Raw genomic sequence first — 24,641 nt, 5'->3', positions numbered from 1 at the left:
TTGGCTGACCTTCAGAAGCGGGTGAACCCGGCCGGATGTGCGCTCTTGAGGATCTTCAGGGCAGGCACAACCAGCAGCGGCGTTCCGATCAGCATCGGAACAATATCCGACAGGCCGAGATAACCGACAGCCCACCAGAACGGGAAGATGCCGAGATAGGCCAAGCTGGCGGAAACAGCAACAACCATGACAAGGCCAACGATAAGGCAGGTTGCTGCGATTTTAATCAGCGCGGCGCGATCGAAGGTGGTCTTGGCAGGATCGAAGAGAAGGCCGGGGAAGAGACCGGTCAGGCCCACCATGACGCCATCGACGAGCAGCGAATGGGCCGGAATGAAGGCGCCGGCCAGCAGCGACCAGACGATGGTGCCGAGATAGCCGCAGATGAAGCCGCTTCTCCAGCCGAGCAGAATGCCGACGAGCGGCGGCAGGAAGGCGAAGATGCGCCACTGGATGACGCCCGGCACCAGCTGGATCGGGTTGGCATAGGCCCAGAGCACGCCGGTGGCAGCTGCCGCGACGATGGAAAGGACGATCGGGAAGAGAGCATTGCCCTCGGGTTTGGCGATTGTGTTTTGCATGAATGACCCCTTAAATTCGGTGGGTTCAGCAAAGCAAGATGTGTGCCGATCCCTGCCCTGCCTTGCGCACAGGAAATTGAAGGGCGCCAGCCTCAAGCAAGCTGACCGGATTATTTTCCTCGCTTCAGAAAACCTGCTGGGGGAGCTCATGAACTGGAAGCCGACATCAACGCTTGCCGCCAACAAACTGGTGTTGCTGCTCTTCGATCACCTCGCGAGTGCGCATTGGGTCGGCTATGTCAACGAGGACGGCATCTGCGAGTGGCCGGACAAGGTTCGCGGCTACCGCCCGACGGGCTGGCAGGACGTGATCGTCGACCTGACGAGGATCAAGGCGATCGGCGGCGGCTCGGCCGCGCAGAGCCTTTCGGAAGAATGAAACAGAAACGCACGGCGGAGCGTAGGGGTACGCTCCGCCGTGTCTTTGTGCGTCACCGCATGACTGGAGGAAATGAGTAACGCCAAGCCTTTAGTGGTTTAAAGGCGCATTATCTTTCCGTGCGGATTACATCCGGTAGGCGATCGAGTCGTTCCAGAAACGGTCGAGGCGCTGCAGGAGCTTGTTCATCTGCGAGAACTCGCCCTCGCCGATGCCGCCGACCTTTTCGATCGAGCCGATATGGCGCTCGTAGAGGCGTGCGACGGTCTCGGCGATCGCCTGGCCTTCCGGCGTCAGGCTGATGCGGACCGAGCGACGGTCAATGCGCGAGCGGGAGTGATTGATGAAACCGAGGTCGACCAGCTTCTTGACGTTGTAGGAAACGTTGGAGCCGAGATAGTAGCCGCGGGAGCGAAGTTCACCGGCGGTCAGTTCGGAATTGCCGATGTTGAAGAGAAGAAGCGCCTGAACGGCGTTGACGTCGTCACGACCCTGACGGTCGAACTCGTCCTTGATGACATCGAGGAGACGGCGGTGAAGACGTTCGACCAGATGCAGCGACTCCATGTAGAGCGAGCGGATGGTGTCTTCGTGGATATCTACGACTGCCGGTGCCTGCGGCTTGAGCTTGGTGTTCATGATGACTGCCTCACTGTTTTGTTTGGCGGTGTGTTTGTTTCTTCCCGCCTTGAGACAGACCCTATCGAATGCACATAAAATTCGACTTAAAACACGTGGCTAACAAATACCTACCCGCATTTTCCGATTTCGGCGAGACTGTGGCGCCCAGCCTGCGGCAGCCAATTCCGCTTATAAAAATCAATCACTTACGTCGAAAATTTCACTAAAATACGAGCTATTTCCCTTTAGCTTCGTGGTTAATCAGTGCTTACCCGCTCTTCCTTGCGGCGGCTTTCGAACCATAAAGACAGTCGGAAAACGATATAGAGTGCCGCCACGAGCACGTGCAGAAACGGGACGAGATGGTTGGTGCCGAAGATTGCCGGCCACACGACATACATCAGAATCTGGATGATGGCGGCGAGCGCCCACAGGACTGCTCCCCATGAGACGGTGAGCCACAGGCCGAGCGATGCGACCGGGAAAAGCACGGCGAGCGTTGCGGCCGCGGCCCGCCAGGGCAAGGTCAGGAGATCGAAGCGTGCCCGGCCATCCAGCGAGTAGCCGACGAGCATCGCCCAATATTGCATTCCGAACCAGAAACAGGTGATCGCTATCATCCTCAGGAAAAGGATGAACAGGAGCTCGGTCAGCGTGCGCCTCGGCGCCGAAGGTGAATCAGGTTCCATGCCGATTGATATATAGGGGCATGGCGCGAGCCGCCAGCCGCATGCATGGCAGCAATGACCTATCGGGGTCATTCATAAACAACTTGTCGCGTGCTAAGGACCGCCACAACAAGAATAACGGAGACACCGTCATGGACAAGACGCATCTCGTCGACGAGATCACCGGGCACCGCAGGATGCGGCGCAATCGCAAGGCCGACTGGGTTCGCCGCATGGTGCAGGAGAACCGGGTGACGGTCGACGACCTGATCTGGCCGATCTTCATCACTCACGGCACCGGCGTCTGCGAGCCCCTGGCGGCAATGCCCGGCGTCAACCGGATGAGCGTCGACATGGCGGTGGAAGCGGTGAAGGAAGCCGCCGATCTCGGCATTCCGGCGATCGCTCCCTTTCCGGATATCGAGATGGACCTGCGCGACCAGACCGGTTCGGAGATCCTCAATCCCAACAACCTGATGAACCGGTTCGTGACCGCTACGAAGAAAACTGTGCCCAATATCGGCCTGATCACCGACGTGGCGCTCGACCCGTTCACCAGCCACGGCCATGACGGCATCCTGCGCGACGGGATCATCGTCAATGACGAGACCGTCGATCAGGTGGTCAAGGCCGCGATCATGCAGGCCGATGCCGGCGCCGATATCATTGCGCCATCGGAAATGATGGATGGCCGCATCGGCGCGATCCGCCGCGGGCTCGATGCGAGCGGCCACCAGGATGTCGGCATCATGGCCTACGCGACGAAATTTTCGTCCGGCTTCTACGGCCCCTATCGCGAGGCGATCAATACCGGGGGCCTGCTGAAGGGGGACAAGAACAGCTATTACGTATCGCCGGCCAATGGCACGGAGGCGCTGCGCGATGCAGCCCTCGACGTCGAAGAAGGCGCCGACATGATGATGGTCAAGCCCGGCCTGCCCTATCTCGATATCTGTTGGCGGGTGAAGGAGGCTTTCGGGCTTCCGACCTATGCCTATCAGGTCTCGGGCGAATATGCGCAGATCAAGGCAGCGGCGATGAACGGCTGGATCGACGGCGAACGAGTGATGATGGAGACGCTGCTCTGCTTCAAACGCGCCGGCTGCGACGGCATCCTCACCTATTTCGCAGTCGATGTCGCAAAGAAGCTCGCCAAGGGCTGACGGCCGGGCCCCGAAGGGTCGAGACTTGCTAAGGTTGCAATATCTCCCCATATGGTTGGGGAGAAACAGGAGACCCCAAATCGATGAGCCTCGACCCGAACCCCACCTATGCGGCACCGCAGGACTGGCGCGCCTATAGCGGCGTTCTTCTGCGCCGGGTGTTCGCCTTCATCCTCGATTACCTGATCGTGCTTCTGTTGTGCATTCCGGCCGCGATCGTCGTGTTCTTCCTCGGCATCATCACGCTGGGGCTGGGCTTCATGCTCTATCCGGCGCTGTTCGTCATCGTCGCGCTTCTCTATTTCGGCATGACGCTCGGCGGCCCTGCACAGGCGTCGCCCGGCATGCGCGCGATGGGGATCACACTGATGCGGCTCGACGGGCGGCGGATGGATTTCATGACCGCCATGGTGCACACGGTGCTGTTCTGGCTGATCAACTCGGTGCTGACGCCGCTCATTCTGCTGGCAGGCCTGTTTACCGACAGGTCGCGACTGGTGCATGACATGCTGCTTGGAACAGTCGTGGCGCGGACGGGCTGAAGGGCATAGGCGGAGCGGAAAGTCACAGGATTGTTGCTGATTGCCCGCTTCTGGAACCAAGGGCTGCAAAGCTCCTGGTTGACGTTTTCCATTTATGCGCCATGGTAGGACATTTCCCACTCCATGACGGGATCGGCCGCAACTCGATGAATACCCAGACGACGCCTTCCCCGCAGTTCTATCTGACGGCTCCGGCAGTTTGTCCCTACCTACCGGGTGAAATGGAACGCAAGGTGTTCACGCACCTCGTCGGACCCCGCGCAGCGGAAATGAACGACCTCCTGACCCAGGGCGGCTTTCGCCGCTCGCAGAATATCGCATACCGGCCGGCCTGCGAGGCCTGCCGCGCCTGCGTCTCGGTGCGCATCCTGGCCGGTGAATTCGAGCCGACCAAATCGATGAAGCGGGTGATGACGGCAAACCGGGATATCGTTTCGGTGGTTCAGCCGGCACAGCCTTCAACCGAACAATTCGCCCTCTTCCGCCGCTACCTCGACGATCGCCACCAGCATGGCGGCATGTCGGACATGTCGGCGCTCGATTATGCGATCATGGTGGAAGACACGCATGTGAATACCCGCCTGATCGAATACCGCGTCCGCGAGCCCGGTCATGGCATCAGTGGAGAGGCCAAGGGCGAACTGATCGCCGTGGCGCTGACCGACATGATGAGCGACGGCCTGTCGATGGTCTATTCCTTCTTCAATCCGGAGCTGGAAAAGCGGTCGCTCGGAACCTTCATGATCCTCGACCATATCAACCGGACGCGATCGCTCGGTCTGCCGCATGTCTATCTGGGCTATTGGGTCAAGGGTTCCTCCAAGATGGACTACAAGACGCGCTACCAGCCGCAGGAACAATTGACTGCGCGCGGATGGGAACGGTTTCTGCCGCCGGCCATCGATCCCCGTTCAGAGCGATAACGTATGCGGCATCACAGCAAGGGACTGCTGCTGACGATCACCGGTGGCGTCGCGCTTTCCTTCGACGTACCGCTGGTCCGGTTGGGTGGTGGTGATCTGTGGGAAACGCTGGCACTGCGCAGCGTCTCGACATTCGCGCTCGGCCTGATCGTCTGGATTGTCGTCTGGCGACTGCATCCGGCGGACAGAGCACTGAAACCCGGAAGAGCCGGGCTTCTTGCCGGGTTGTGCTACGGCCTTTCGACCATCACCTTCCTTGGCGGCGTCTTCAATACGGCAACCGCCAATGTCGTCTTCATCGTCGCCTTCACGCCCATGCTTGCGGCAGTTTTCGGCTGGCTTTTTCTACGTGAACAGCCTTCGCGTGCAACCTGGGTGACCATGGTACTGATGGTCTTCGGCGTCGGACTGATCGTCTCCGGCGGGCTGTCGGCCGGAGACATGCTCGGCAATATGTCGGCACTCGCAACGGCGCTGCTGCTGGCCGGCGCAATCATCATTGGACGCAGGAGCAAGGCCGATATCGGCCTCGTCCCGCTTGTCGCAACGATCATACCGGCAATCGTCGGTCTTTCGATGATGGAGCCAGGCGGCTTCACCACCGTCCCATCCTCATTCTGGGTCCTTGTCGACGGACTGGTGACGCTGCCGCTCGCCTTCTGGTGCCTGGCGACCGGTCCCAAATATCTGACCGGCGCCGAAGTCGGCATGTGTTATCTGCTCGAGACGGTGCTCGCACCGATCTGGGTGTGGATGATCTTCGGCGAGGAGATGCATGCAAGAACATTGCTCGGCGGCGCGATCCTGATCCTTTCGCTGGTCGGCCATGCGGCATGGCAGGTGCGACGCGGACGGCCGAAGGCCACCGTCGAAACCTGATAGAAAATGTGACTTCGAGTTACCTTAAGTCGTGCTATCCTACTCACTCGCCAACGGGAGGTTGCTGATGGACAGGGCAGTCACCATTCAGAAAGTCGACGGAGGCTGCGGCGTCGTGCTGCCGCAGGATGTTCTGCATCGTCTCGGCTGGAAAGAGGGCGATATCGTCGAACTGCATTCAGACGACACTGGCCTCGAACTTTTCTCCCCGAAAGCAATTGCAGACGAGGATTTTCAGCGCCAGATGAGCGCGGCCAAAACCGCGATGCGAAAATACTATGTCGCCCTCAAGGAGCTTGGGAAGCATTAACAAGACGGCGCCGTCGAGACAGCCTCACGTCTCAATCACCGGCGCCGTCATTTGCGTTGACGAAAGCCGCCAGCGACTTTCGGAAGGTACGTGTCACCCTGCGAACTTGCCGCTGCGCGGAAAACCCTTCGGGACCGTGCGTCCGGCAGAAGCGCGGTCGCCCATCCATTCGGCGAGTTCGTCCTTCGTGCGGTTGAAGGCGCGGCCGGCGCTGTCTTCCCAGGAAAGACCGGCATCGATGGCAAAGCACTTGATGTCGGAAATGCCGCCATCCTTGTAGCGCTGCAGGCGAACGCCCTTGCCGCGGGTCATTTCCGGCAGCTGTTCGAGCGGGAAGACCACCATCTTGCGGTTTTCGCCGACGATGGCGACATGATCGCCCGAGACCGGCACGACGAGCTTGGTCTCGTCCGGCATGCCGACATTCATCACCTGCTTGCCCTTGCGGGTATTGGCGACCATCTCGCTTTCGGCGACGATGAAGCCGTAGCCCGACGTCGAGGCAATGATCATCCTGCGACTTGAATCATGGACGAAGGCGGTCAGGATGTCCTGATCGTTTTCCATGTCGACCATGATGCGGATCGGCTCACCATGGCCGCGTCCGCCGGGCAGCTTGTCGCCGCCGAGCGTATAGACCTTGCCGCCGGTGGTGACGAGCAGAAGCTTGTCGGTCGTCTGTGCGGTAAACGCGATCTTCGGTCCGTCGCCTTCCTTGAAGGTAAGGCCGGACGTATCTGCCACGTGACCCTTCAGCGCGCGTATCCAGCCCTTCTGCGAGATGACGACGGTGATCGGTTCCTTTTCGATCATCGCCTGCTGGATCGCCTCGATATCTGCTTCCGGCGCTTCGGCGAACTGGGTGCGGCGGCGGCCGAGTTCGGTTGCCTTGGCATAGGTCTTCTTGACGTCCTGGATCTCGACCTCGATCATCCGCCACTGCTTGTCGTCGGAGCTAAGCAGCGCCTCGATATCGGCCTTTTCCTTGGTCAGCTTGTCGTTTTCGGTGCGGATCTCGAACTCTTCGAGCTTGCGCAAATTGCGCAGCCGCATGTTGAGGATCGCTTCGACCTGGAGATCGGTAAGAGACCAGCGCTCCACCATGACCGGCTTCGGCTCATCCTCTTCGCGGATGATGCGGATGACTTCGTCGATGTTGAGATAGGCGACGAGCAAGCCGCCCAAAATTTCAAGGCGCCGGTCGATCGCGGCCAGACGATGGCGCGAGCGGCGGATGAGGACGTCCTTGCGGTGCGCCAGCCATTCGACCAGCACCTCGTTCAGCGCCATGACCTTGGGCACGCGGCCCATGGACAGCACGTTCATGTTGAGCGGAATGCGGCTTTCAAGCTCGGTCAGCTTGAACATCGATTCCATCAGAAGCGTCGCATCGACCGTGCGGCTCTTCGGCACGATGACGATACGCACGTCTTCGGCCGATTCATCGCGGATATCGTCGAGAAGCGGCAGCTTGCGGGCGATTAGCAGCTCGGCGATCTTTTCGATCAGGCGTGATTTCTGCACCTGATAAGGAATTTCGGTAACGACGATCTGATAGCCGCCGCGGCCGAGATCTTCGACTTCCCACTTGGCGCGGACGCGGAAACCGCCGCGGCCGGTGCGGTAGCTCTCGATGATCGATTCACGGCTGTCGATGATGATGCCGCCGGTCGGCAGGTCCGGGCCGGGAACGAATTCGATCAGTTTCTCCACCGTCGCATCAGGATGCTTGATCAGGTGGAGAGCGGCGTCGCAGAGTTCGTGGGCGTTGTGCGGCGGGATGGAGGTCGCCATGCCGACCGCGATGCCGGTTGCGCCATTGGCGAGCAGGTTCGGGAAGGCGCCCGGCAGGACCGTGGGCTCCGAATTGCTCTCGTCGTAGGTATCGCGGAAATCGACGGCGTCCTGATCGATACCTTCCAGCAGGAGTTCGGCCACCGCCGTCATCTTGCTTTCAGTGTAACGCATGGCGGCGGGGCTATCACCGTCGATATTGCCGAAATTGCCCTGACCGTTGACCAGCGGATAGCGCAGCGAGAAATCCTGCGCCAGACGCGCCAGCGCGTCGTAGATCGCCTGGTCGCCATGCGGGTGATAGTTACCCATCACCTCGCCGACGATCTTGGCGCATTTGCGGAAGGCGGTGTTGGGGCGAAGGCCCATCTCGCTCATCGCATAGACGATGCGGCGGTGGACGGGCTTCAGCCCGTCACGAACGTCCGGCAGCGCGCGGTGCATGATGGTGGACAGCGCATAGGCGAGATAGCGCTCTTCGAGCGCTGCCTTGAGGTCCACCGGTAAAATATTGTCGCCGCCGTCGTCGCCGGGCGGATTCACGATCTGTCCCATGGCTTCCTGCCTAGCCCAAAGCCCGGTTTTCGGCAATAAAGGCCGGAAATCAGGCTGTGGAGAAACTTACCCTTTGATAAGGGCGTCACAAAAATGGCTCAGCGCCACATGCACAAAGCCATGGACCTTTCATTCAGTCGACCTATAAAAGCGGTTGATTTAACGGGCAGAACCCGTCCCTCCAGGAGGATATTCATGCGTCACGCTTCAACGGCTCGCCTGCTTGCAGCCGGAACCGCCCTTCTCGCCATCAGTTCCCCGGCCTTTGCGCTGGATGGAGCCGACCTCGTCAAGAAGATCAACAACGCGCTCTACATGGAGCCGGGTGCAGGCCTGGTTCCCGGCTCCATCGAGGTCGATGGCTCGACGGTAACGTTGCGTGACAGCCGTTTCAACGCGGCCAAGGGCCAGGGCAGCCTGCCGCTCGGCACGATCGAGATGGAAGGCGTCGAGGAGGATGGCGGCGGCTACACGATCGACAGCGTGACATTCGACAATGTCGACATGCACCAGGACAAGACCGAGGTTCGTGCGTCGGACATCGCCATCAGCGGCCTCACCGTCCCGGCAGACACGAGCGGCAATACGCTCGATTCCGTGCTGCTCTATGACGAGGCGACGACCGGTCCGCTGGAAGTCAAGGTCGACGGCAAGAGCGTGATGTCGGTCGGCTCATCGAAGATCACGACGGATGTCTCGGAAGACGAGAAGACCGTCGGCTTCGATCTCAAGGTGTCAGACATCAAGGCCGATCTCTCGACGATCGACGACCCGAAGACGCGCCAGACGATCTCCGATCTCGGCGTCAACACGCTCGATGGCCAGGTCAGCATGAACGGCAGCTGGGATCTCGGACCCGGCACGATCGCGGTCGAGGATTATTCGCTCGACTTCGACCATGTCGGCAAGCTCAGCATGGCCTTCAGCCTGTCCGGCTATACGCCCGACTTCGTTCGCTCGGCCAACGAGACGGCGCGGGCCATGGAAGCCAATCCGAACAAGGAAGAGGCACAGCAGGCGGCCAACCTCGCCATGCTCGGCCTGATGCAGCGGCTGACCTTCAACAGCGCGAAGATCCGTTTCGACGATGACGGGATCACTGAGAAGGCGCTCGATGTGGTCGGCAAGCAGCAGAACACGACCGGCAACCAGATGGCCCAGATGATCAAGGCGATGACGCCGCTGGTTCTGGCCCAGTACAACATGCCGGAACTGCAGAACATGCTGAGCCAGGCGGTCAACAGCTATCTCGACAAACCGGGCAGCTTCACCATTACCGCGCAGCCGCAGAACCCGGTCCCGTTCCCGATGGTTCTCGGCGCCGGCATGGGCGCGCCGAACACCCTGCCGCAGGTGCTCGGCGTCAAGGTCACGGCCAACGACTGATCCGGCGCTCCCGCCATGAACAAAGCCCGGCAGGTGACTGCCGGGCTTTTGCGTTTCGGTGTTTCAGTGGGCCGCGGTGCTGGACAGCGATGCGTGCTGCTTGTCATGCAGCGCGAAGCGGTCAAGCATGTCGGTACTCGCCTCGTTGACGCCGCGCACCTCGACCTCCACGCCCATATTGCGATATTTCAGCACGACCTTGTCGAGCGCATCGACGGCCGTGATGTCCCAGAGATGTGCGCTGCCGACATCGATCACCAGGGTCTTGGGTAGGTCGTCGAAGTCGAACGCGTCGACGAAGGCATCCGCAGAGGCAAAGAAGATCTGGCCTTCCACCTGATAGATCCGCTCTCCGGCCGCACCTTCGCGCTTTTCCACACGGAAGAGCTTGGCAACCTTGCCGGCGAAGAACACTCCGGAGAGGAGAACGCCGACCGTGACGCCGAGCGCAAGGTTGGCGGTGAAGACGGTGACGACCACGGTTGCCAGCATGACGAAACTGGAGGCGCGCGGATGGACGACGAGCTTGCCGAGCGACGACCAGTCGAACGTATCGATCGACACCATGACCATGATCGCGACCAGCGCTGCGACCGGAACTTCAGAGACCCAAGGCTTGAGGAAGACCATCAGGACGAGCAAAAGCGCGCCGGCAAAAAGCGTCGAAAGGCGCCCTCTTCCCCCGTATTTCACATTGCTGACCGTCTGGCCGATCATGCCGCAACCGGCAATTCCGCCAAACAGGCTGGACGCTGCGTTGGCAATGCCGAGGCCGGTGCATTCGCGGTTCTTGGAGCTTTGCGTATCTGTCTGCTCGTCGACCACGCTTGCCGTCATCATCGATTCCAAGAGGCCGACCATGGCGATTGCGATCGCCGGCCCGATTATGATCTCCAGGGTTTCGAGCGTGAAGGGCACCGTCGGCCAGGCTAGGACCGGCCAGCTGTCCGGCAGCTTGCCGAGATCGGCCACTGTCTCGACCGGCAGGTCGAGGCTGACGCTTGCCACCGTCAGTACGAGAATACAGATCAGCGGCGACGGGATTACGGTGGTGATGCGCGGCGCCAGATAGATGATGACGAGGCCGGCGGCGAGTACAGCGAAGGTCGCGGTATTGGCACCGAAAATATGCGGTGTCTGCGCCCAGAAGATCAGGATCGCCAGCGCATTGACGAAGCCGGTACGCACCGATTTCGACACGAAGCGCATCAAGACCCCGAGCTTGAGCAAGCCGAAGACGATCTGGATGATACCGGCAAGCAGGCCGGCAGCCAGAAGATAAGGCAGGCCGTGTGCATGGACGAGCGGCGCTGCGACAAGCGCGACGGAACCGGCAGCGGCCGAAATCATCGCAGGACGACCACCGGTAAAGGCGATGACGATGCCGATAACGAAGGAGGCGAAGAGGCCGACCTCGGGATCGACGCCGGCGACGAAGGAAAAGGCGATGACTTCCGGGATGAGGGCGAAGGTCGCCACGGCGCCCGCCAGCATTTCACGGACGGGATTGGCGGACCAATCCCGGCGAAGGGTAGAGAAAGTCGACATGTCTGGTGATCTCGCAAAGCTTGTAAAAATCGCAACGGGAGGCGAAGCGATCTTGGGTATCTGCAGGTTTTGCGGTTGTCCGGCGGATCGGCGGCCGGAAGAGCCACTCGGGAATTGCACCCAAGTCCTTGTGGATCAGCGAGCTATAGCGGGGAAAGCGTTTCGCTGCAACAGAGCGACTTTACCACATAGCCAACTCGTTGCCAGCCAACATAAACATGATAACTTGTCGCAATATCCGTGTGGGGTGCGAATGAGAGACGACGATAAGGCGAAGCTGGTTGGCAACGAAAGACTGAAGTTACTTGCCACGTTTGTGAACGGTGCTGCTATCGCAGTCTTTGCCGTGGGGAGCCTCGCTCCAATTTTTACGGCGCTTGGCGGACCTATCGGCCTCACGAGGCTTACTGCTACATCGAGCGCGATTTGCTTTGTGGGAGCCTGTTCTCTATATTATGCAGCGAGTTCGGTGCTGAAGGGATTGCGCCCATGAACCTCATCGAGATTGCACCCTATCTGGTGGCGCCTGTCGGCGGGCTTTTGATTGGCCTTTGGGCCCTCTACTTCGCAAGGGTCATAAACAAAGAAGGCCGGAACCGCTGAGCGGCCCGGCCTTGCATCACATCTGCGAATGAACCGATACTATTCCAGAACCTGGATCACCGTGCGTGTCTGCGGATTTACGATGACCCGGTGTTCGTTGACGACGGTGTAGCCGTAATCGTCATAGCCCTGAACCGGGCGCACTTCGACGCCTTCGGGCAGGACTTCGCCGACCAGCACGTCGCCCTCGGACGGAACGATCGGGACGGAGTCGATAGGCTGCTCCATCACGTAGGTACGCACTTCTCCCGGCATCACGACAGTTGAATTGGTCACCATCGGATCCTGGGTGATGACCGTGGTCTGGGCAAGAGCTGCGCCCGACACCATCGTCAGGGCCGCAGCGGCAATGACACTCTTGAGCATATCACTCTCCCTGTGTTGCTTCTGGCTCAACAACACAACGGGACGCATATGGTTCCGAAATACCCCTCCACCCCAGCGTGCATGAATTGCTGTAAACGCCAGCCGAAAGCTTGACGAAAGCCATGGCAGGCGCGATGAATTGCGCCGCTGGGAGGACAGCGGGCCCCATGGCCATCATAGACTTTTCATACCGCCCACGAGGTTATTTCATGCTGTCCTGGCTCGACCCAAGCATCACCACCGTCGAACGGCTGAACGCTGCGAAAAAGACTTTCGAGCCGGCGCGGGCAGACTATTACAGCGGCAAGAAGGGTGGATCGCTTCAACGCCTGTTGACTGCACGCAAGGATTTCCTGGCGGTCTGGCGCAGCTCGGACTTCAAGGAACGGATCAGCGAAGTGAAGATCTTCGGCCGGCAAGTGGTGCTGGTGAATTCGCCCGAAGCGATCAAATACGTCGTCGCCACGCGTCATGAGAATTTCGAGCGCAAGACGCCACAGATGCGCCGGGCGCTGGAATTTCTTCTCGGTGACGGGCTGTTCATCTCCGACGGGGAGACCTGGAAGCAGCGCCGTCCGCTGGTCAACGACATCGTTCACAAGGGGCGGCTTCCGACATTCGGCCCGATCATGACCGATACGTCGCTGGAACTCGTGCGCCGCTGGGAGGAACTCGGTGACGGGGCGCAGGTCAACGCGCTTTATGAAATGGCCGGGCTTACCGCTGAGATCATCTCCCGCAGCGTGTTCGGCAACGATCTGGGCAAGGACAGCGCCGATGCGGTGACGGAGGGTTTCACCTCTTACCAGTCGCTGATCGACAGCATCAATATCGGCTATTTCCTCGGTTTCGACGAAGGCCTGCCGCTGGTGCGCACGCCGTCGCTCCGGCGCTCGGTCAATCGCATCCACCGGATCATCGACCGGGTGATCGAGGATCATCTGGCCGGCAAGGGCGACGACAATTCGATGGTCGACCTGCTGATCCGGCGCCAGCAGAAAAATCCGGAACTCAAGCTCGACGTGGTGGCGCTCCGGAACGAGGCGGCGACCATCTTCATGGCCGGGCACGAGACCACGGCGGCGACGCTGACCTGGGCCTGGTATCTGCTCTCCAAGGCGCCATGGATCGAAGAGGCCGTGCATGCCGAAATCGCCTCAGTCTGCGGCGGCCGGGCGCCGACGGTCGAGGACGTGCCCAATCTCAAATGGTGCCAGGCCGTCATCGAGGAGACGCTGAGGCTTTATCCGCCGGTGCCGATCCTTGCCCGGCAGGCGAAGCAGGCGGACCGCATCGGCACTATCGACGTCAAGCCGGCCTCGCTCGTGATGATCGTGCCGTGGACGCTGCATCGCACGCAATCGCTGTTTGCCGATCCGCACCGGTTCCGGCCGGAACGGTTCATGGAGGGCAAGCGGCCAACGCCCTACAGCTACATCCCCTTTGCCAGCGGCCCCCGCGTCTGCCCCGGCCTGCAGTTCGGCCTGACCGAGGCCATTCTCTGCCTCGCCGTATTGGCGCAACGTTTCCGGATCCGCGTGGCCGAAGGCCATAAGGTGGAGCCGGCCTGCCGCCTGACGCTTCGCCCAAAGGGCGGCCTGCCCGTCACCCTGCATCGGCGTGCTGCGTGAAAAAGCCGGGAAACAGGCCGGACCTGAAGCGCAAGGCGTGGACCTACGAGGCGACGGCAAGACCGGGCCTGTCCGCACTGATGCGCGAGGGACCGGCGGGACGACAACGCTTCATCCAATACTGGCTGCGCGATATGGCCTCGGATGCGGGACAGATGCTGCTGTTCGGGCTGTTTCATCTGCTGCCCGCGAAAGCGGTCTCCGATATCGGTGCCTTTCTCGGCCGGCATCTGATCCCGCGTGCCCACAAGGGCGCGCTGAAACGTGCCCGTGCGAGCCTCGTTGCACTTCGCCCGGATGCCGATGACGCGACGATCGATCGCTGGCTCGTCGAATACATGGAATCGCAAGGGCGGCAGCAGGCGGAATATTCCGTCGTGCAGCGGCTTGCCCGCAGGCACGGCGCTATAAGGCATGTCGGGACCGGCGACATCCTGGCCCGGAGCGCGGGCCGCCCGGTCATTTTCGTCGGCATCCATACCAGCAACTGGGAGATCATGGATCAGTGCCTGGTCGATCTCGGCCTCGATGTAACGCTGAACTATGATCCGCCGGGCAGCCGGTCGCATCACTTCATCGTACGGCATATACGCAGGCGCGGCGGCCTCAAGCTGTTTTCGCCCGGACGGGCGGCCGTGCGCCCTGCCCTTCGCCTGCTTGAGCAGAACGGCAATGTGCTGATCTTCTGCGACGAGGCCTTCGAAGGACGGATGCGGGCGCCGTTTCTCGGGAAACCTCCGCATCTCAAAGGCAATTACGCGCTGGTGGCCCGCCTTGCCCGCAAGACCGGCGCGCTGATCTGGCCGGTCTACATGATACGCGAGCGGGGCACGCAATTCACGCTCAACGCGCTTGAACCCTTCGTCCTGGACGGTGAGGCAGACAGCGAGGCGCAGTTGCTCGCCGATGTCACGAGGATCAACGCCGTCGTCGAGCCGGTCATCAAGGCGCATCCGGCGCAGTGGTATTTTCTCGACAGCCGGCTCGCGTGATGCGGCGCCCGGAGCGGTCGCCACTCCGGGCACGCGTCTGTTCAAAAGCTCTTAGAAGAGGCCGGCCAGTTCGACCGAATGGCTGTCGAGCTTCGGCTTCTGGACGTAATTGGCCTCGATCACGCCGCCGGGCTTGCGGAACGCTGGCTCCTGTGGAGCCGGTGCGTGGGCTGCCGGCGCATGCGGCTCGATCGCGTGCACGGCTGTCGGCCGACCGGTCTTCATCGCAGCCGAGCAGTCGCCGGACGAGGCTTTCTGCACTTCCGGTTTGCCATTTGCGCCATCGAAATAGCGGACGCTTTCGGTGCAGCCATGGCCATCGGAGATGATGGAAACGGTCGAATAACCGGTCGTGCCGGCGGGCAGCGATTTCATATCGATGTTCATCGGCCCGCCTGCCCCTTCAAAGGCCTGCATCATGGCGTCCTCCTGCGCCTCCATCTGCGCAGAGATCTGCTGGATTTCGGCAAATGGCGAGGAGAAGAAGTCGTCATTCATCGACGCCAGATCCACTTCGTCGCTGTCGAAGCTGACCTTGGGGGCCTGGTCGCCGGCATAGCGAATGGTTTCGAGCTCGCCGTCCGGCAGGCGAACGGTCATCTGGTGCATGCGATCCTGCGCCAAGGCAGCGCCGGCGGTGGTGGCGGCCACGGCTGCGCCGAGAAGAAGAAGATTGCGAACTTTGGACATGATTGTCTCCAACCGTTGAGGGGAAACGATCGCCGCCCGGCCCGGGGGTAAGCCTGACGGTATCGACATTGCCAACCAGCGCCCGACGGGTGCCGAAATTGTGGCAAAGGCCGGCGTACACGGCGTTCGCACGCGAATGTGTAAATATGAGAAAAGCCGCCATCACAGGGTGACAGCGGCTTTCGAGCGGTTTCCGGTAAAGGACGATCAGTCTTTCTTGACCGGCGGAATCGGGCGGATCGCCAGTTCGCGAAGCTGGGTCGGCGTCGCTTCGGCCGGTGCGCCCATCAGCAGGTCCTGTGCCTGCTGGTTCATCGGGAACAGTGTTATTTCGCGCAGGTTCTTCGCACCGGTCAGGAGCATGACAACGCGGTCGACGCCGGCAGCCATGCCACCGTGCGGAGGCGCACCGTACTGGAAGGCGCGGTAGAGGCCACCGAAGCGGTCTTCCACGTCCTGCTGAGACAGGCCGACCATTTCGAAGGCCTTGACCATGACTTCCGGCAGTTGGTTACGGATCGAGCCCGACGCGATTTCAAAGCCATTGCAGACCATGTCGTACTGGTAGGCCTTGATCGTCAGCGGATCCTGGTTTTCCAGCGCCTCAAGGCCGCCCTGCGGCATGGAGAAGGGGTTGTGGGCGAAGTCGATCTTCTTTTCATCTTCGTTATATTCGAAGAACGGGAAGTCGACGATCCAGCACAGGGCAAACTGGTCCTTGTTGGACAGGTTCAGTTCGTCGGCGGCGCGGTTACGGGCTTCGCCTGCGAACTTGTAGAATTTTTCCGGTTCGCCGGCAACGAAGAAGCAGGCATCGCCCGCTTCAAGGCCAAGCTGGGCTGCAATCGCTGCGGTGCGCTCTTCGCCGATGTTCTTGGCGAGCGGACCGGAGCCGGCAACCTTGCCCTCTTCTTCCTTCCAGAAGATGTAGCCGAGGCCCGGCTGGCCCTGCTGCTGCGCCCAGGCGTTCATGCGGTCGCAGAATGCGCGCGAACCACCGGTCTTGGCCGGGATCGCCCAGACTTCGACCTTCGGGTTCGATGCGATCATGCCGGCAAACACCTTGAAGCCGGAGCCGGCGAAGTGTTCGGTGACAGCCTGCATCTCGATCGGGTTTCTGAGGTCCGGCTTGTCGGAACCATATTTGCGCAGCGCGACATCATAGGGGATGCGCGGGAACTGCTGGGTGACCGGCTTGCCTTCGGCAAACTCCTCGAAAATGCCGCGCATGACCGGCTCCATCGTTTCCCAGACTTCTTCCTGGGTGACGAAGCTCATTTCGAGGTCGAGTTGGTAGAATTCGCCCGGCAGGCGGTCGGCGCGCGGATCTTCATCGCGGAAGCAGGGCGCGATCTGGAAGTAACGGTCGAAACCGGCAACCATCAGGAGCTGCTTGTACTGCTGCGGCGCCTGCGGCAGGGCGAAGAACTTGGTCGGGTGGATACGCGACGGCACGAGGAAGTCGCGGGCGCCTTCCGGCGAGGATGCGGTCAGGATCGGCGTCGAATATTCGGTGAAGCCGCCCTTGGTCATTTCGCGGCGCATGGCGGCGATGATCTGGGTGCGCTTGACGATGTTCTTGTGCAGCGTTTCGCGGCGCAGGTCGAGGAAGCGGTACTTCAGGCGCACGTCTTCCGGATAGTCCGGCTCGCCGAAGACCGGCAACGGCAGTTCCTTGGCAGCCGACAGAACTTCGATTTCGCGGGCGTAAAGCTCGATCTCGCCGGTTGCCATGTTCTTGTTGACGGTCTCGTCCGAGCGCGCCTTGACGGTGCCGTCGATACGGATGACCCATTCGCCGCGGACGACTTCGGCCGTCTTGAAGGCCGGGCTATCCGGGTCGCAGACGACCTGGGTCATGCCGTAATGGTCGCGAAGGTCGACGAACAGGACGCCGCCGTGATCTCGTACGCGATGGACCCAGCCGGAGATGCGGACATTGGAGCCGACATCCGACTTGCGGAGGGCTGCACAGGTGTGGCTGCGGTAACGATGCATGACTTCAATCCTGGACTGATGCTGGGAGCGGCTTTTCGGGCGTGCGAAGCACGGCCACCGATCGCATGGAAAATCGGCGCGAAAAGCGCATGCGCGCTCCGATTTGTCAAGGTTGCAATGCCGATCCGGGCCGGCTTAACACACGATAGCGCGCCGTGCGCCCGTTCGGACGCACCATGGAGGCGCTGATCCTTTGAAACTGCAGCTGCGTGCTTATGTCCCTTGGGCCACCTCTTCATTGTCCCGATGGTCCATGCGATCATGCGCCCATGGTCAAATTTTGCCGGATCGTTCTGATGCTTGTCGCCGCGCTGCTTCTGTCGCGCGGACCGGTTGGCTACGGCGATCCATCGATGCCCGACCACATTCACATGGCGCATAGCGAAATCACCATGCATCTCGGTCATGCAGCCGGACATGGCTATCTTATCGAGACGCGGCAATGTTCGAAGGCTGGCTGCGCGATTGCGCCCTGCCCGCTGCAGATGACGGCACTCGCCATATTGCCCACAGGTTCGGCTTTCAGTGCGAAGCGCATCTCACCGGCCCATGCCATGCCACAGGACACAACCGCATCATCGCTGCGTGCCAGCCCTCCCTCCCCGCCACCGAAATCTCCCGAACTCGTCGCGCTGAACGTCTGACTGCCCCAAGGGCAGGCTGACGGTCCCGACGAAATATTCGTTCGACGATCCTTAATTCGAAAATCCAGGAGATTATCCGTGAACACACGTCTATTCGCGGCGAGATCGCTCGCCTTCATCATGCTTTGCGCAGCATCCGTCATCGCCACCGGAGCGGCAGCCGCCGAGATGGTGGTCTACAAGAGCCCCTATTGCCAATGCTGCGAGGCATGGGTGGCCGCACTGAAAGCGGCCGGCATTCCGCTTCGCATCGAAAACACCGAGGACATGGATGCCGTGAAGGCAAGCTATCACGTGCCGGAAGAGGCACAGAGCTGCCATACGGCGGTGGCCGACGGCTATGTCTTCGAAGGCCATGTTCCGCTCGACGTGGTGAAGCAGGTTCTGGCCGAACATCCCGACATTGCCGGTTTTGCGGTGCCCGGCATGCCGTCCGGGGCGCTCGGCATGGGGGGCGACAGCCACGAGGCCTATGATATCATAGCGCTGAACAAGGACGGCAGCCAGTCCCTCTACAGGCATGTCACGCCGTAAGCATCCGATGGCCTGACGGCCATGACCAGACATCCCCGTCTGCGGCTTCAGTCGGGGGTGTTCATGTTTTCCTTTAACAGCGTCATCTTTCGTCGCACAGGCCCTGTCACCGCCGCGCCATGCGGGTTACAGCTATGGGAACGTCAAACCAGAGATTCCCCATCCCCGTCCGACGATGAGCCATATCAGACCGCTTGTGCCCCTGCTCGTGACCGCCGGCATCCTGATCGGCGGCAACGGATTGCAGGGAACCTATATCGCGCTTCGCGGCACGGCCGAGGGGTTTTCGCCCTCCGTCATCGGCCTGATCGGCGCGGGCTACAGCGTCGGATTTGCGATCGGCTGCATCTATGTGGCAAGGCTTCTGCGGGCAATCGGGCATATCCGCACCTTCGCGGCAATGGCGGCGATCGGCGCCTCCTGCTCGGTGGTAATGGCGCAGGTCATCGATCCGGTCTCCTGGGCGATCATGCGCTTCCTGATCGGGATTTCGGTCGCAAGCCTGTTTGCCACTGTCGAAAGCTGGATCAATGCCAAGGTGACGAACGACAACCGGGCGCGGACGCTGTCGATCTACCGCTTCGTCGACCTCGGCTCGGTGACCTTCGCGCAATATCTCATTCCGACGGTCGGCATCGACGGACAGGCTATCTTCTCGATCATCACCATCGCCATGACCCTGTCGCTGGTGCCGATCTCGATCGCCGACAAATCCGGCCCAGCGCCACCGGCGACGATTTCCTTCGATCTCAAGGCGGTGTGGCAGATTTCGCCGCTCGCCGTCGTCGGTGTCGTCGCGGTCGGCCTGTCGATGGCCGCCTTCCGCAATATCGGGCCGATCTATGCGCATGAGCTCGGCATGGACATCACCTCGATCGCGACCTTCATGAGCGCCGGCATCATCGGCGGCGTGGTGCTGCAATATCCGCTCGGCGTCTATTCCGACAAGCTCGACCGGCGCCGCGTGATCGTCTGGGCGACGGTCGGGTCGATCCTGACGGGCGCCTATCTCTCGTTCGGCGCCGGCAACAACCAGACGGCCAATATCATCGCCGTCTTCCTGTTCGGTGCCTTTTCCATGCCGCTCTATTCGCTGTGTTCGGCGCATGGAAACGATCATGCGCAACCCGGACAGTATGCGCTCGTCGCGTCCGGCCTTTTGTTCTTCTGGTCGGTAGGCGCAATCGTCGGGCCGCTGCTTGCGGCAACCCTTCTGCAATATTGCGGGCCGCGGGCCTTTTTCGGCTATACCTCGTTCATCTTCGTCGGCTTCCTGATCTTCACCATAAGGCGCATGGGGGTGAGGCCGCCGGTGCCGCCCTCCGAGCGACGCTCACGTTTCCGGGCTCTGTTGCGCACATCGGCCTATTTCGCCAAGCTCGCCGCACCGCCGGAGAAAGATCGCAGGGACTAACGCCTTCGCCGCTGCATGGTGGTATTGACATCAAGGCCTTAAAGCGAAAGGAAGGTTGATCACCGCACGCGAACGGACCGATGATCGACACAACCGCAGCCCTTCAGGAAGCCTGCGCCCAACTGGCGCAATCGGATTTCATCACAATCGACACGGAGTTCCTTCGGGAGACGACGTTCTGGCCCGAACTCTGCCTCATACAGATGGCGAGCCCGACGATGGAAGTGCTCGTCGATCCGCTGGCAAAAGGGCTGGATCTTGCGCCCTTCTTCGAGCTGATGGCGAATTCCGCGGTGGTCAAGGTTTTCCATGCCGCCCGCCAGGATATCGAAATCATCCACCATCTCGGCAAGCTGGTGCCGCATCCGATCTTCGATACGCAGGTCGCCGCCATGGTCTGCGGTTTCGGCGACAGCGTTTCCTATGACCAGCTGGTCAGCCGCATCAAGAATATCCAGATCGACAAGTCGTCGCGTTTCACCGACTGGAGCCGCAGGCCGCTGTCGGAAAAGCAGCTCGACTATGCGCTGGCCGACGTCACCCACCTGCGCGACGTCTATCTGTCGCTGAAGGAGCAGCTCGAGCGCGAAGGCCGCGCCCTGTGGCTGACCGAGGAAATGGCGATCCTCGAAAGCCCCTCCACCTATGACCTGCATCCGGACGATGCCTGGCAGCGGTTGAAGGCACGGCTCAGAAAGCCGACCGAACTCGCCGTATTGAAATTCGTCGCCGCATGGCGCGAACGCGAGGCGCGCAGCCGCAACGTGCCGCGCTCCAGGGTGCTGAAGGACGATGCGATCTACGAGATCGCCCAGCAGCAGCCAAAGGATACCGAAGCGCTCGGCCGCCTGCGCACAATTCCGAAGGGCTGGGAGCGTTCCTCCTCCGGTGCTGCGATCATCGAGGCCGTCAATGCAGCCCTGGCGCTGCCAAAGGCCGACATGCCGCACCCGCCAAAGCATACCCATGTTCCGGAAGGAACGGCCGCAGCCGTCGAGCTTCTCAAGGTTCTGCTGAAGCTCATCTCCGACAAGCAGGGCGTTGCCGCCAAGGTGATCGCCAATAGCGACGATCTGGAAAAGATCGCATCCGAAGGCGAAAAAGCCAATGTCGCCGCACTTTCCGGCTGGCGGCGCGAACTTTTCGGCGAAACGGCGCTGAAACTGATCGATGGCGGCGTGGCGCTTCGCTTCGTCAACAAGAAGGTCGAGGCGGTCGAGCTATAGGCTTGCGCCCGACGACAAGATCCAGGGATCGATGACGGGAATGCCGGCCGCCTCGAACGGGGCGGTATCACGCGTGGCGATGGTGAAGCCGTGGACCTTTGCGATGGCCGCGATCTGGCCGTCGGCGATGAGGATCGATCTGCCGTTGGCACGCGCCTCCGCCACCAGGCGACCATAGGCTCGTGCGGCGTATTCATCAAAAGGGAGGATGCGGCCAGGGAAATAGGTGCCGAAAACAGTTTCCATATTTTCCCGTAACACATCCTTCCGCCGCCCGTATGGGAGCTTTTCGATACCGAAAGTTATTTCTGCAAGGCTGATTGCAGTGGCATAGAGTGAGGGCCCGCGCTGATTATCCAGCCAAGCCTGTACTGTGCGATGAATATCCGTCTTCGGTATTTCGGAAATCACATTCGTATCGACGACGATCATTCGGATGACGGGCTCCATGCCGGCGTCTGATCGCGAGAGAAATCGATATCCGCAAGCTCGGGAAATCTCTCCCCTAGCTGTCGCAGGGCCGTACCCAACCCTACTTTGGGCTCTTCCTTTTTCTCGGTCTCTTCTCCGATATCGACCACTGCCAACGCCTCCTGCAGGATGCGCTCGGCCTCCACCTCCGCGGTGGTGCCGTTTTCCGCAGCGCGCGCTTCCAGTGCCCGCGTTGCCTCATCGGACAGGTTTCTTATGGTGATGGCATTCATCATCGCACCTCCGACTGATAGTCTCCGTTCGTCAATGATATTCGCTCACCTGAACCTTTTCAACGAGACCTCCATGCGCCCTCATCTCACCGCCGATATCGCCCAGAAGTTTGCCAGGATCGCACTCGGGCATGTCGGCCGGGACTATCCCAACAAACCGTCCAATGTGCTGGCAAGCGATGCGGATGCCAAAACGCCGCGGGCGCTTTATCCGATTTTCTACGGTAGTTTCGACTGGCATTCCTGCGTCCATGGCTACTGGATGCTCGCCTATATGCTCAAGCGGTTTCCCGAGCTTGCCGTTGCCGGTGAGATCTGCGCCCTGTTCGACACGATGCTGACGCCGGACAAGGTCGCGGGTGAATGCGCCACGATGAGCGCGCCGCTGATGCGCGGCTTCGAGCGGCCCTATGGCTGGGGCTGGCTGCTCAAGCTCGCCGCCGAACTCGAGGGACTGGACGGTGGCCGTTTCGCCCGCATCCTCCAGCCGCTCACCGACATCGTCGTCGCAAGGTTTACCGATTTCCTGCCGGTCGCCACCTATCCAGTGAGGGTCGGTACGCATTTCAACACGGCGTTTGCGCTGAGGCTGGCGGCCGACTACGCGGAAACGGTGGGCGACAAGGCCTTGATGGCGCTGCTGCGGGATACGGCTCATCGCTGGTATGGCGCCGACGAGGCCTGCCCGGCCTGGGGTGAACCTTCCGGCGACGATTTTCTGTCGTCAGCGCTGATTGAGGCGGAATGCATGCGCAGGCTTATGCCGGAAACCGCATTCGGCGAATGGTTCGACCGCTTCCTGCCCGAAATCGGCCGGCAAAAGCCTGCCACGCTGTTTGTCCCGGCAACCATTTCGGACAGAACCGACGGCAAGATCGCCCATCTCGACGGGCTCAACCTGTCACGCGCCTGGTGCTGGCGCTCGCTTTGTGCCGCCCTTCCGGCTGCGGATCCACGGCGAACGGTCCTGGAAGAGACCGCCGAAGCCCATATCGCCAGCGCACTTGCCCATGTCGCCGGCGACTATATGGGCGAGCACTGGCTGGCGAGTTTCGCAACGCTTGCGCTGGAGGCGTAAGGGCGGCTGTAGGTGGGTTCCTATGATCAGGCGTGCATTTTCGCGCCCTTGGTGATCTTGTCGACGATCTTCCTGTCGGTCCGAAGCGCAATGCCGACAAGCCGGGCATCGTCCGGCCCGAAGCGTGAGAAGACCTCGCGATTGGCGGCATCGTGGCCGGTTGAAAACATCTCCTCGATATAGGCGGAGATCGTCACCTCGCGATCGAGCGCACGCTTGTGGATCGTCCTCAATGTCTCCTGATCGCAGGCGAGCACCACGATCGGCTGGATGCTCATCGGATTGTAGACATGGCCCGCCGCGTCCCGGTATGGTTCACCGATGATCGCCGGCTGCTGGGCGACGATGCCGCTCGTCAGGAAGGCGGTGACGTTGAGCTTCTGCCAGGTGGCGAGATCATCGCGAATGACGATGGCGATCTTGGTGTCGAACATGCGGTGCAACTCCATTCAGGGTCTCGAAAGAGCCGAGCACTTAGCGAGTGCCGGGACGGCGGGTCTTGAACGTTCGTGCAAGCCGGACTTCACGGATGGAATGCGCGTCGCCCTGCCCGGCCGGGGTGTGGAACGCATCGAGGCGCGCTTTCACGGCAACGGATTTTCGCCGCATCGGCACGATACCTATGCGCTCGGCCTGACGCTGCACGGGGTGCAGACGTTTCGCTATCGGGGCGCCTCGCGCTTCAGCAATCCGGGCAATGTCATCGTGCTGCATCCAGACGAGGTGCATGACGGAGCTGCGGGCACGGAAGACGGGCTGATCTACCGGATGATCTATCTTCCGCCGGAGCTGATCGGCGCTGTCAGCGGCCATCGCAGCGCCCTGCCCTTCGTCGCCGATCCAGTCGTTGCCGATACCGGTCTGTGGCAGGCGTTGGCGGACATTCTCGGCGATCTCGAGCGCGAGCCCGACGAACTGGTGATGGACGACGTGGTGATGCGGGTTGCCGCCGGGCTTGACCGTCAGGCCGGGTCCTCATGCAGGGCCATCGCCGCAGCGGCACGATCGGCCGTATTGCGGGCGCGAGACTTCCTCGACGAGAACTGCACGGAAGCGGTGCGATCCGAAACGCTGGAAGCGATCACGGGCCTCGACCGCTACGAACTCGCTCGGCAGTTCCGCCGACTGATGGGCACCAGCCCGCATCGCTATCTGGTCATGCGCCGGCTGGAACGGGCAAAGCGGCTTCTGGCGCAGGGCGGCACGCTGGCCGACACCGCGGCCGATGCCGGTTTTGCCGATCAGGCGCATTTCACCCGCCATTTCCGCGGAGCCTTCGGCATGCCGCCCGGCCGGTGGCTGGCGCTCGGACGTTCTGCCAGGTGAGCCGGCAACAGAGGGCAACCGGCACGACACGGTTTGACCGGCTACCTGCGTACCGGACATCGCCCAATTGGACTTGTCGATGGTTC

General features: G+C 61.1%; 26 protein-coding genes and 1 other annotated feature. Of the genes, 15 read left to right on the top strand and 11 right to left on the bottom strand.

What is annotated here, in order from left to right:
* Positions 1 to 11: 11 nt before the first annotated feature.
* Positions 12 to 581, bottom strand: coding sequence for an aminotriazole resistance protein (locus NCHU2750_RS05495; RefSeq protein WP_119939532.1), 570 nt, complete (start codon positions 579 to 581; stop codon positions 12 to 14).
* A 76-nt stretch (positions 582 to 657) separates the two neighbouring features.
* On the opposite strand from NCHU2750_RS05495, the gene NCHU2750_RS05490 reads away from it, so the two are divergent.
* Positions 658 to 960, top strand: a complete 303-nt coding sequence (locus tag NCHU2750_RS05490; protein WP_162939424.1) for a hypothetical protein — start codon at positions 658 to 660, stop codon at positions 958 to 960.
* A gap of 126 nt (positions 961 to 1,086) precedes the next feature.
* On the opposite strand, the gene ldtR is transcribed toward NCHU2750_RS05490, so the two are convergent.
* On the bottom strand, positions 1,087 to 1,599 hold the full coding sequence (gene ldtR, locus NCHU2750_RS05485) for a transcriptional regulator LdtR (RefSeq protein ID WP_119939530.1): 513 nt from the start codon (positions 1,597 to 1,599) through the stop codon (positions 1,087 to 1,089).
* 239 nt (positions 1,600 to 1,838) lie between these two features.
* Complete coding sequence (locus tag NCHU2750_RS05480; protein WP_119939529.1) at positions 1,839 to 2,270, bottom strand: DUF6163 family protein; 432 nt, start codon at positions 2,268 to 2,270, stop codon at positions 1,839 to 1,841.
* A 131-nt stretch (positions 2,271 to 2,401) separates the two neighbouring features.
* Between NCHU2750_RS05480 and hemB the strand changes: the two genes are divergently transcribed.
* From hemB to NCHU2750_RS05455, 5 genes are all read left to right on the top strand, one after another.
* Positions 2,402 to 3,412, top strand: coding sequence for a porphobilinogen synthase (gene hemB / locus NCHU2750_RS05475; protein WP_119939528.1), 1,011 nt, complete (start codon positions 2,402 to 2,404; stop codon positions 3,410 to 3,412).
* An 83-nt stretch (positions 3,413 to 3,495) separates the two neighbouring features.
* The gene (locus tag NCHU2750_RS05470; RefSeq protein ID WP_119939527.1) at positions 3,496 to 3,954 is read left to right on the top strand and encodes an RDD family protein; all 459 of its coding nucleotides are present in this window, start codon (positions 3,496 to 3,498) and stop codon (positions 3,952 to 3,954) included.
* A gap of 146 nt (positions 3,955 to 4,100) precedes the next feature.
* On the top strand, positions 4,101 to 4,877 hold the full coding sequence (locus NCHU2750_RS05465) for an arginyltransferase (RefSeq protein ID WP_119942998.1): 777 nt from the start codon (positions 4,101 to 4,103) through the stop codon (positions 4,875 to 4,877).
* A 3-nt stretch (positions 4,878 to 4,880) separates the two neighbouring features.
* Positions 4,881 to 5,756: a DMT family transporter gene (locus NCHU2750_RS05460; protein WP_119939526.1), complete on the top strand. Its 876-nt coding sequence runs from the start codon at positions 4,881 to 4,883 to the stop codon at positions 5,754 to 5,756.
* A gap of 67 nt (positions 5,757 to 5,823) precedes the next feature.
* On the top strand, positions 5,824 to 6,066 hold the full coding sequence (locus NCHU2750_RS05455) for an AbrB/MazE/SpoVT family DNA-binding domain-containing protein (RefSeq protein ID WP_119939525.1): 243 nt from the start codon (positions 5,824 to 5,826) through the stop codon (positions 6,064 to 6,066).
* A 93-nt stretch (positions 6,067 to 6,159) separates the two neighbouring features.
* On the opposite strand, the gene parC is transcribed toward NCHU2750_RS05455, so the two are convergent.
* Entirely contained in the window at positions 6,160 to 8,415 is a 2,256-nt protein-coding gene (gene parC / locus NCHU2750_RS05450; protein WP_119939524.1) for a DNA topoisomerase IV subunit A, read from the bottom strand.
* Positions 8,416 to 8,610: 195 nt separating this feature from the next.
* On the opposite strand from parC, the gene NCHU2750_RS05445 reads away from it, so the two are divergent.
* Positions 8,611 to 9,801, top strand: a complete 1,191-nt coding sequence (locus NCHU2750_RS05445; protein WP_119939523.1) for an aq_1923 C-terminal domain — start codon at positions 8,611 to 8,613, stop codon at positions 9,799 to 9,801.
* A 63-nt stretch (positions 9,802 to 9,864) separates the two neighbouring features.
* On the opposite strand, the gene NCHU2750_RS05440 is transcribed toward NCHU2750_RS05445, so the two are convergent.
* Both NCHU2750_RS05440 and NCHU2750_RS05430 read right to left on the bottom strand, forming a co-directional pair.
* Positions 9,865 to 11,349 (bottom strand): SulP family inorganic anion transporter, encoded by a 1,485-nt coding sequence (locus tag NCHU2750_RS05440; protein WP_119939522.1) that lies wholly within the window; start codon positions 11,347 to 11,349, stop codon positions 9,865 to 9,867.
* A 73-nt stretch (positions 11,350 to 11,422) separates the two neighbouring features.
* Positions 11,423 to 11,480, bottom strand: a sequence feature (sul1 is cis-regulatory element that is thought to sense ions involved in sulfur or methionine metabolism; They are found in Alphaproteobacteria).
* Between the two features lie 511 nt (positions 11,481 to 11,991).
* Positions 11,992 to 12,318, bottom strand: a complete 327-nt coding sequence (locus NCHU2750_RS05430; protein WP_119939520.1) for a DUF1236 domain-containing protein — start codon at positions 12,316 to 12,318, stop codon at positions 11,992 to 11,994.
* Positions 12,319 to 12,485: 167 nt separating this feature from the next.
* Here NCHU2750_RS05430 and NCHU2750_RS05425 point away from each other — a divergent pair, with 167 nt between their 5' ends.
* Both NCHU2750_RS05425 and NCHU2750_RS05420 read left to right on the top strand, forming a co-directional pair.
* A complete protein-coding gene (locus tag NCHU2750_RS05425; protein ID WP_245480343.1) occupies positions 12,486 to 13,949 on the top strand; it encodes a cytochrome P450 in 1,464 nt (487 codons plus the stop codon).
* A complete protein-coding gene (locus NCHU2750_RS05420; protein ID WP_245480342.1) occupies positions 13,946 to 14,941 on the top strand; it encodes a lysophospholipid acyltransferase family protein in 996 nt (331 codons plus the stop codon). Before NCHU2750_RS05425 ends, NCHU2750_RS05420 begins: the two co-directional genes overlap by 4 nt.
* Positions 14,942 to 14,992: 51 nt before the next feature.
* Here the strand turns inward: NCHU2750_RS05420 and NCHU2750_RS05415 are convergent, their stop codons facing one another.
* Both NCHU2750_RS05415 and aspS read right to left on the bottom strand, forming a co-directional pair.
* Positions 14,993 to 15,631 carry a hypothetical protein gene (locus NCHU2750_RS05415; protein ID WP_119939519.1) on the bottom strand — a complete coding sequence of 213 codons (639 nt, stop codon included), beginning with the start codon at positions 15,629 to 15,631 and terminating at the stop codon, positions 14,993 to 14,995.
* A gap of 207 nt (positions 15,632 to 15,838) precedes the next feature.
* Complete coding sequence (aspS, locus tag NCHU2750_RS05410; protein WP_119939518.1) at positions 15,839 to 17,629, bottom strand: aspartate--tRNA ligase; 1,791 nt, start codon at positions 17,627 to 17,629, stop codon at positions 15,839 to 15,841.
* A gap of 296 nt (positions 17,630 to 17,925) precedes the next feature.
* On the opposite strand from aspS, the gene NCHU2750_RS05405 reads away from it, so the two are divergent.
* From NCHU2750_RS05405 to rnd, 4 genes are all read left to right on the top strand, one after another.
* Positions 17,926 to 18,273, top strand: a complete 348-nt coding sequence (locus NCHU2750_RS05405) for a hypothetical protein (protein ID WP_162939497.1) — start codon at positions 17,926 to 17,928, stop codon at positions 18,271 to 18,273.
* A gap of 78 nt (positions 18,274 to 18,351) precedes the next feature.
* A complete protein-coding gene (locus NCHU2750_RS05400; RefSeq protein WP_119939516.1) occupies positions 18,352 to 18,807 on the top strand; it encodes a DUF411 domain-containing protein in 456 nt (151 codons plus the stop codon).
* 175 nt (positions 18,808 to 18,982) lie between these two features.
* Complete coding sequence (locus NCHU2750_RS05395) at positions 18,983 to 20,221, top strand: MFS transporter (RefSeq protein ID WP_119939515.1); 1,239 nt, start codon at positions 18,983 to 18,985, stop codon at positions 20,219 to 20,221.
* 80 nt (positions 20,222 to 20,301) lie between these two features.
* Positions 20,302 to 21,447: a ribonuclease D gene (rnd, locus tag NCHU2750_RS05390; RefSeq protein WP_119939514.1), complete on the top strand. Its 1,146-nt coding sequence runs from the start codon at positions 20,302 to 20,304 to the stop codon at positions 21,445 to 21,447.
* On the opposite strand, the gene NCHU2750_RS05385 is transcribed toward rnd, so the two are convergent.
* Both NCHU2750_RS05385 and NCHU2750_RS05380 read right to left on the bottom strand, forming a co-directional pair.
* Complete coding sequence (locus tag NCHU2750_RS05385) at positions 21,442 to 21,879, bottom strand: type II toxin-antitoxin system VapC family toxin (RefSeq protein WP_119939513.1); 438 nt, start codon at positions 21,877 to 21,879, stop codon at positions 21,442 to 21,444. The genes rnd and NCHU2750_RS05385 overlap by 6 nt on opposite strands.
* Complete coding sequence (locus NCHU2750_RS05380; RefSeq protein WP_119939512.1) at positions 21,876 to 22,154, bottom strand: FitA-like ribbon-helix-helix domain-containing protein; 279 nt, start codon at positions 22,152 to 22,154, stop codon at positions 21,876 to 21,878. The genes NCHU2750_RS05385 and NCHU2750_RS05380 overlap by 4 nt, the downstream gene beginning before the upstream one ends.
* A gap of 70 nt (positions 22,155 to 22,224) precedes the next feature.
* Here NCHU2750_RS05380 and NCHU2750_RS05375 point away from each other — a divergent pair, with 70 nt between their 5' ends.
* Positions 22,225 to 23,229, top strand: a complete 1,005-nt coding sequence (locus tag NCHU2750_RS05375) for a DUF2891 domain-containing protein (protein WP_119942992.1) — start codon at positions 22,225 to 22,227, stop codon at positions 23,227 to 23,229.
* Between the two features lie 26 nt (positions 23,230 to 23,255).
* Here NCHU2750_RS05375 and NCHU2750_RS05370 read toward each other — a convergent pair whose 3' ends face one another.
* Entirely contained in the window at positions 23,256 to 23,663 is a 408-nt protein-coding gene (locus tag NCHU2750_RS05370; RefSeq protein WP_119939511.1) for a DUF2000 family protein, read from the bottom strand.
* Positions 23,664 to 23,763: 100 nt separating this feature from the next.
* Here NCHU2750_RS05370 and NCHU2750_RS05365 point away from each other — a divergent pair, with 100 nt between their 5' ends.
* Complete coding sequence (locus NCHU2750_RS05365; protein WP_245480341.1) at positions 23,764 to 24,555, top strand: AraC family transcriptional regulator; 792 nt, start codon at positions 23,764 to 23,766, stop codon at positions 24,553 to 24,555.
* The last annotated feature ends 86 nt before the right edge of the window (positions 24,556 to 24,641 follow it).

Source organism: Neorhizobium sp. NCHU2750, assembly GCF_003597675.1.
Lineage (GTDB): Bacteria > Pseudomonadota > Alphaproteobacteria > Rhizobiales > Rhizobiaceae > Neorhizobium.
Note: the sequence above shows the minus strand (reverse complement) of the source record. Positions and strands in the feature narration are given on the sequence as shown.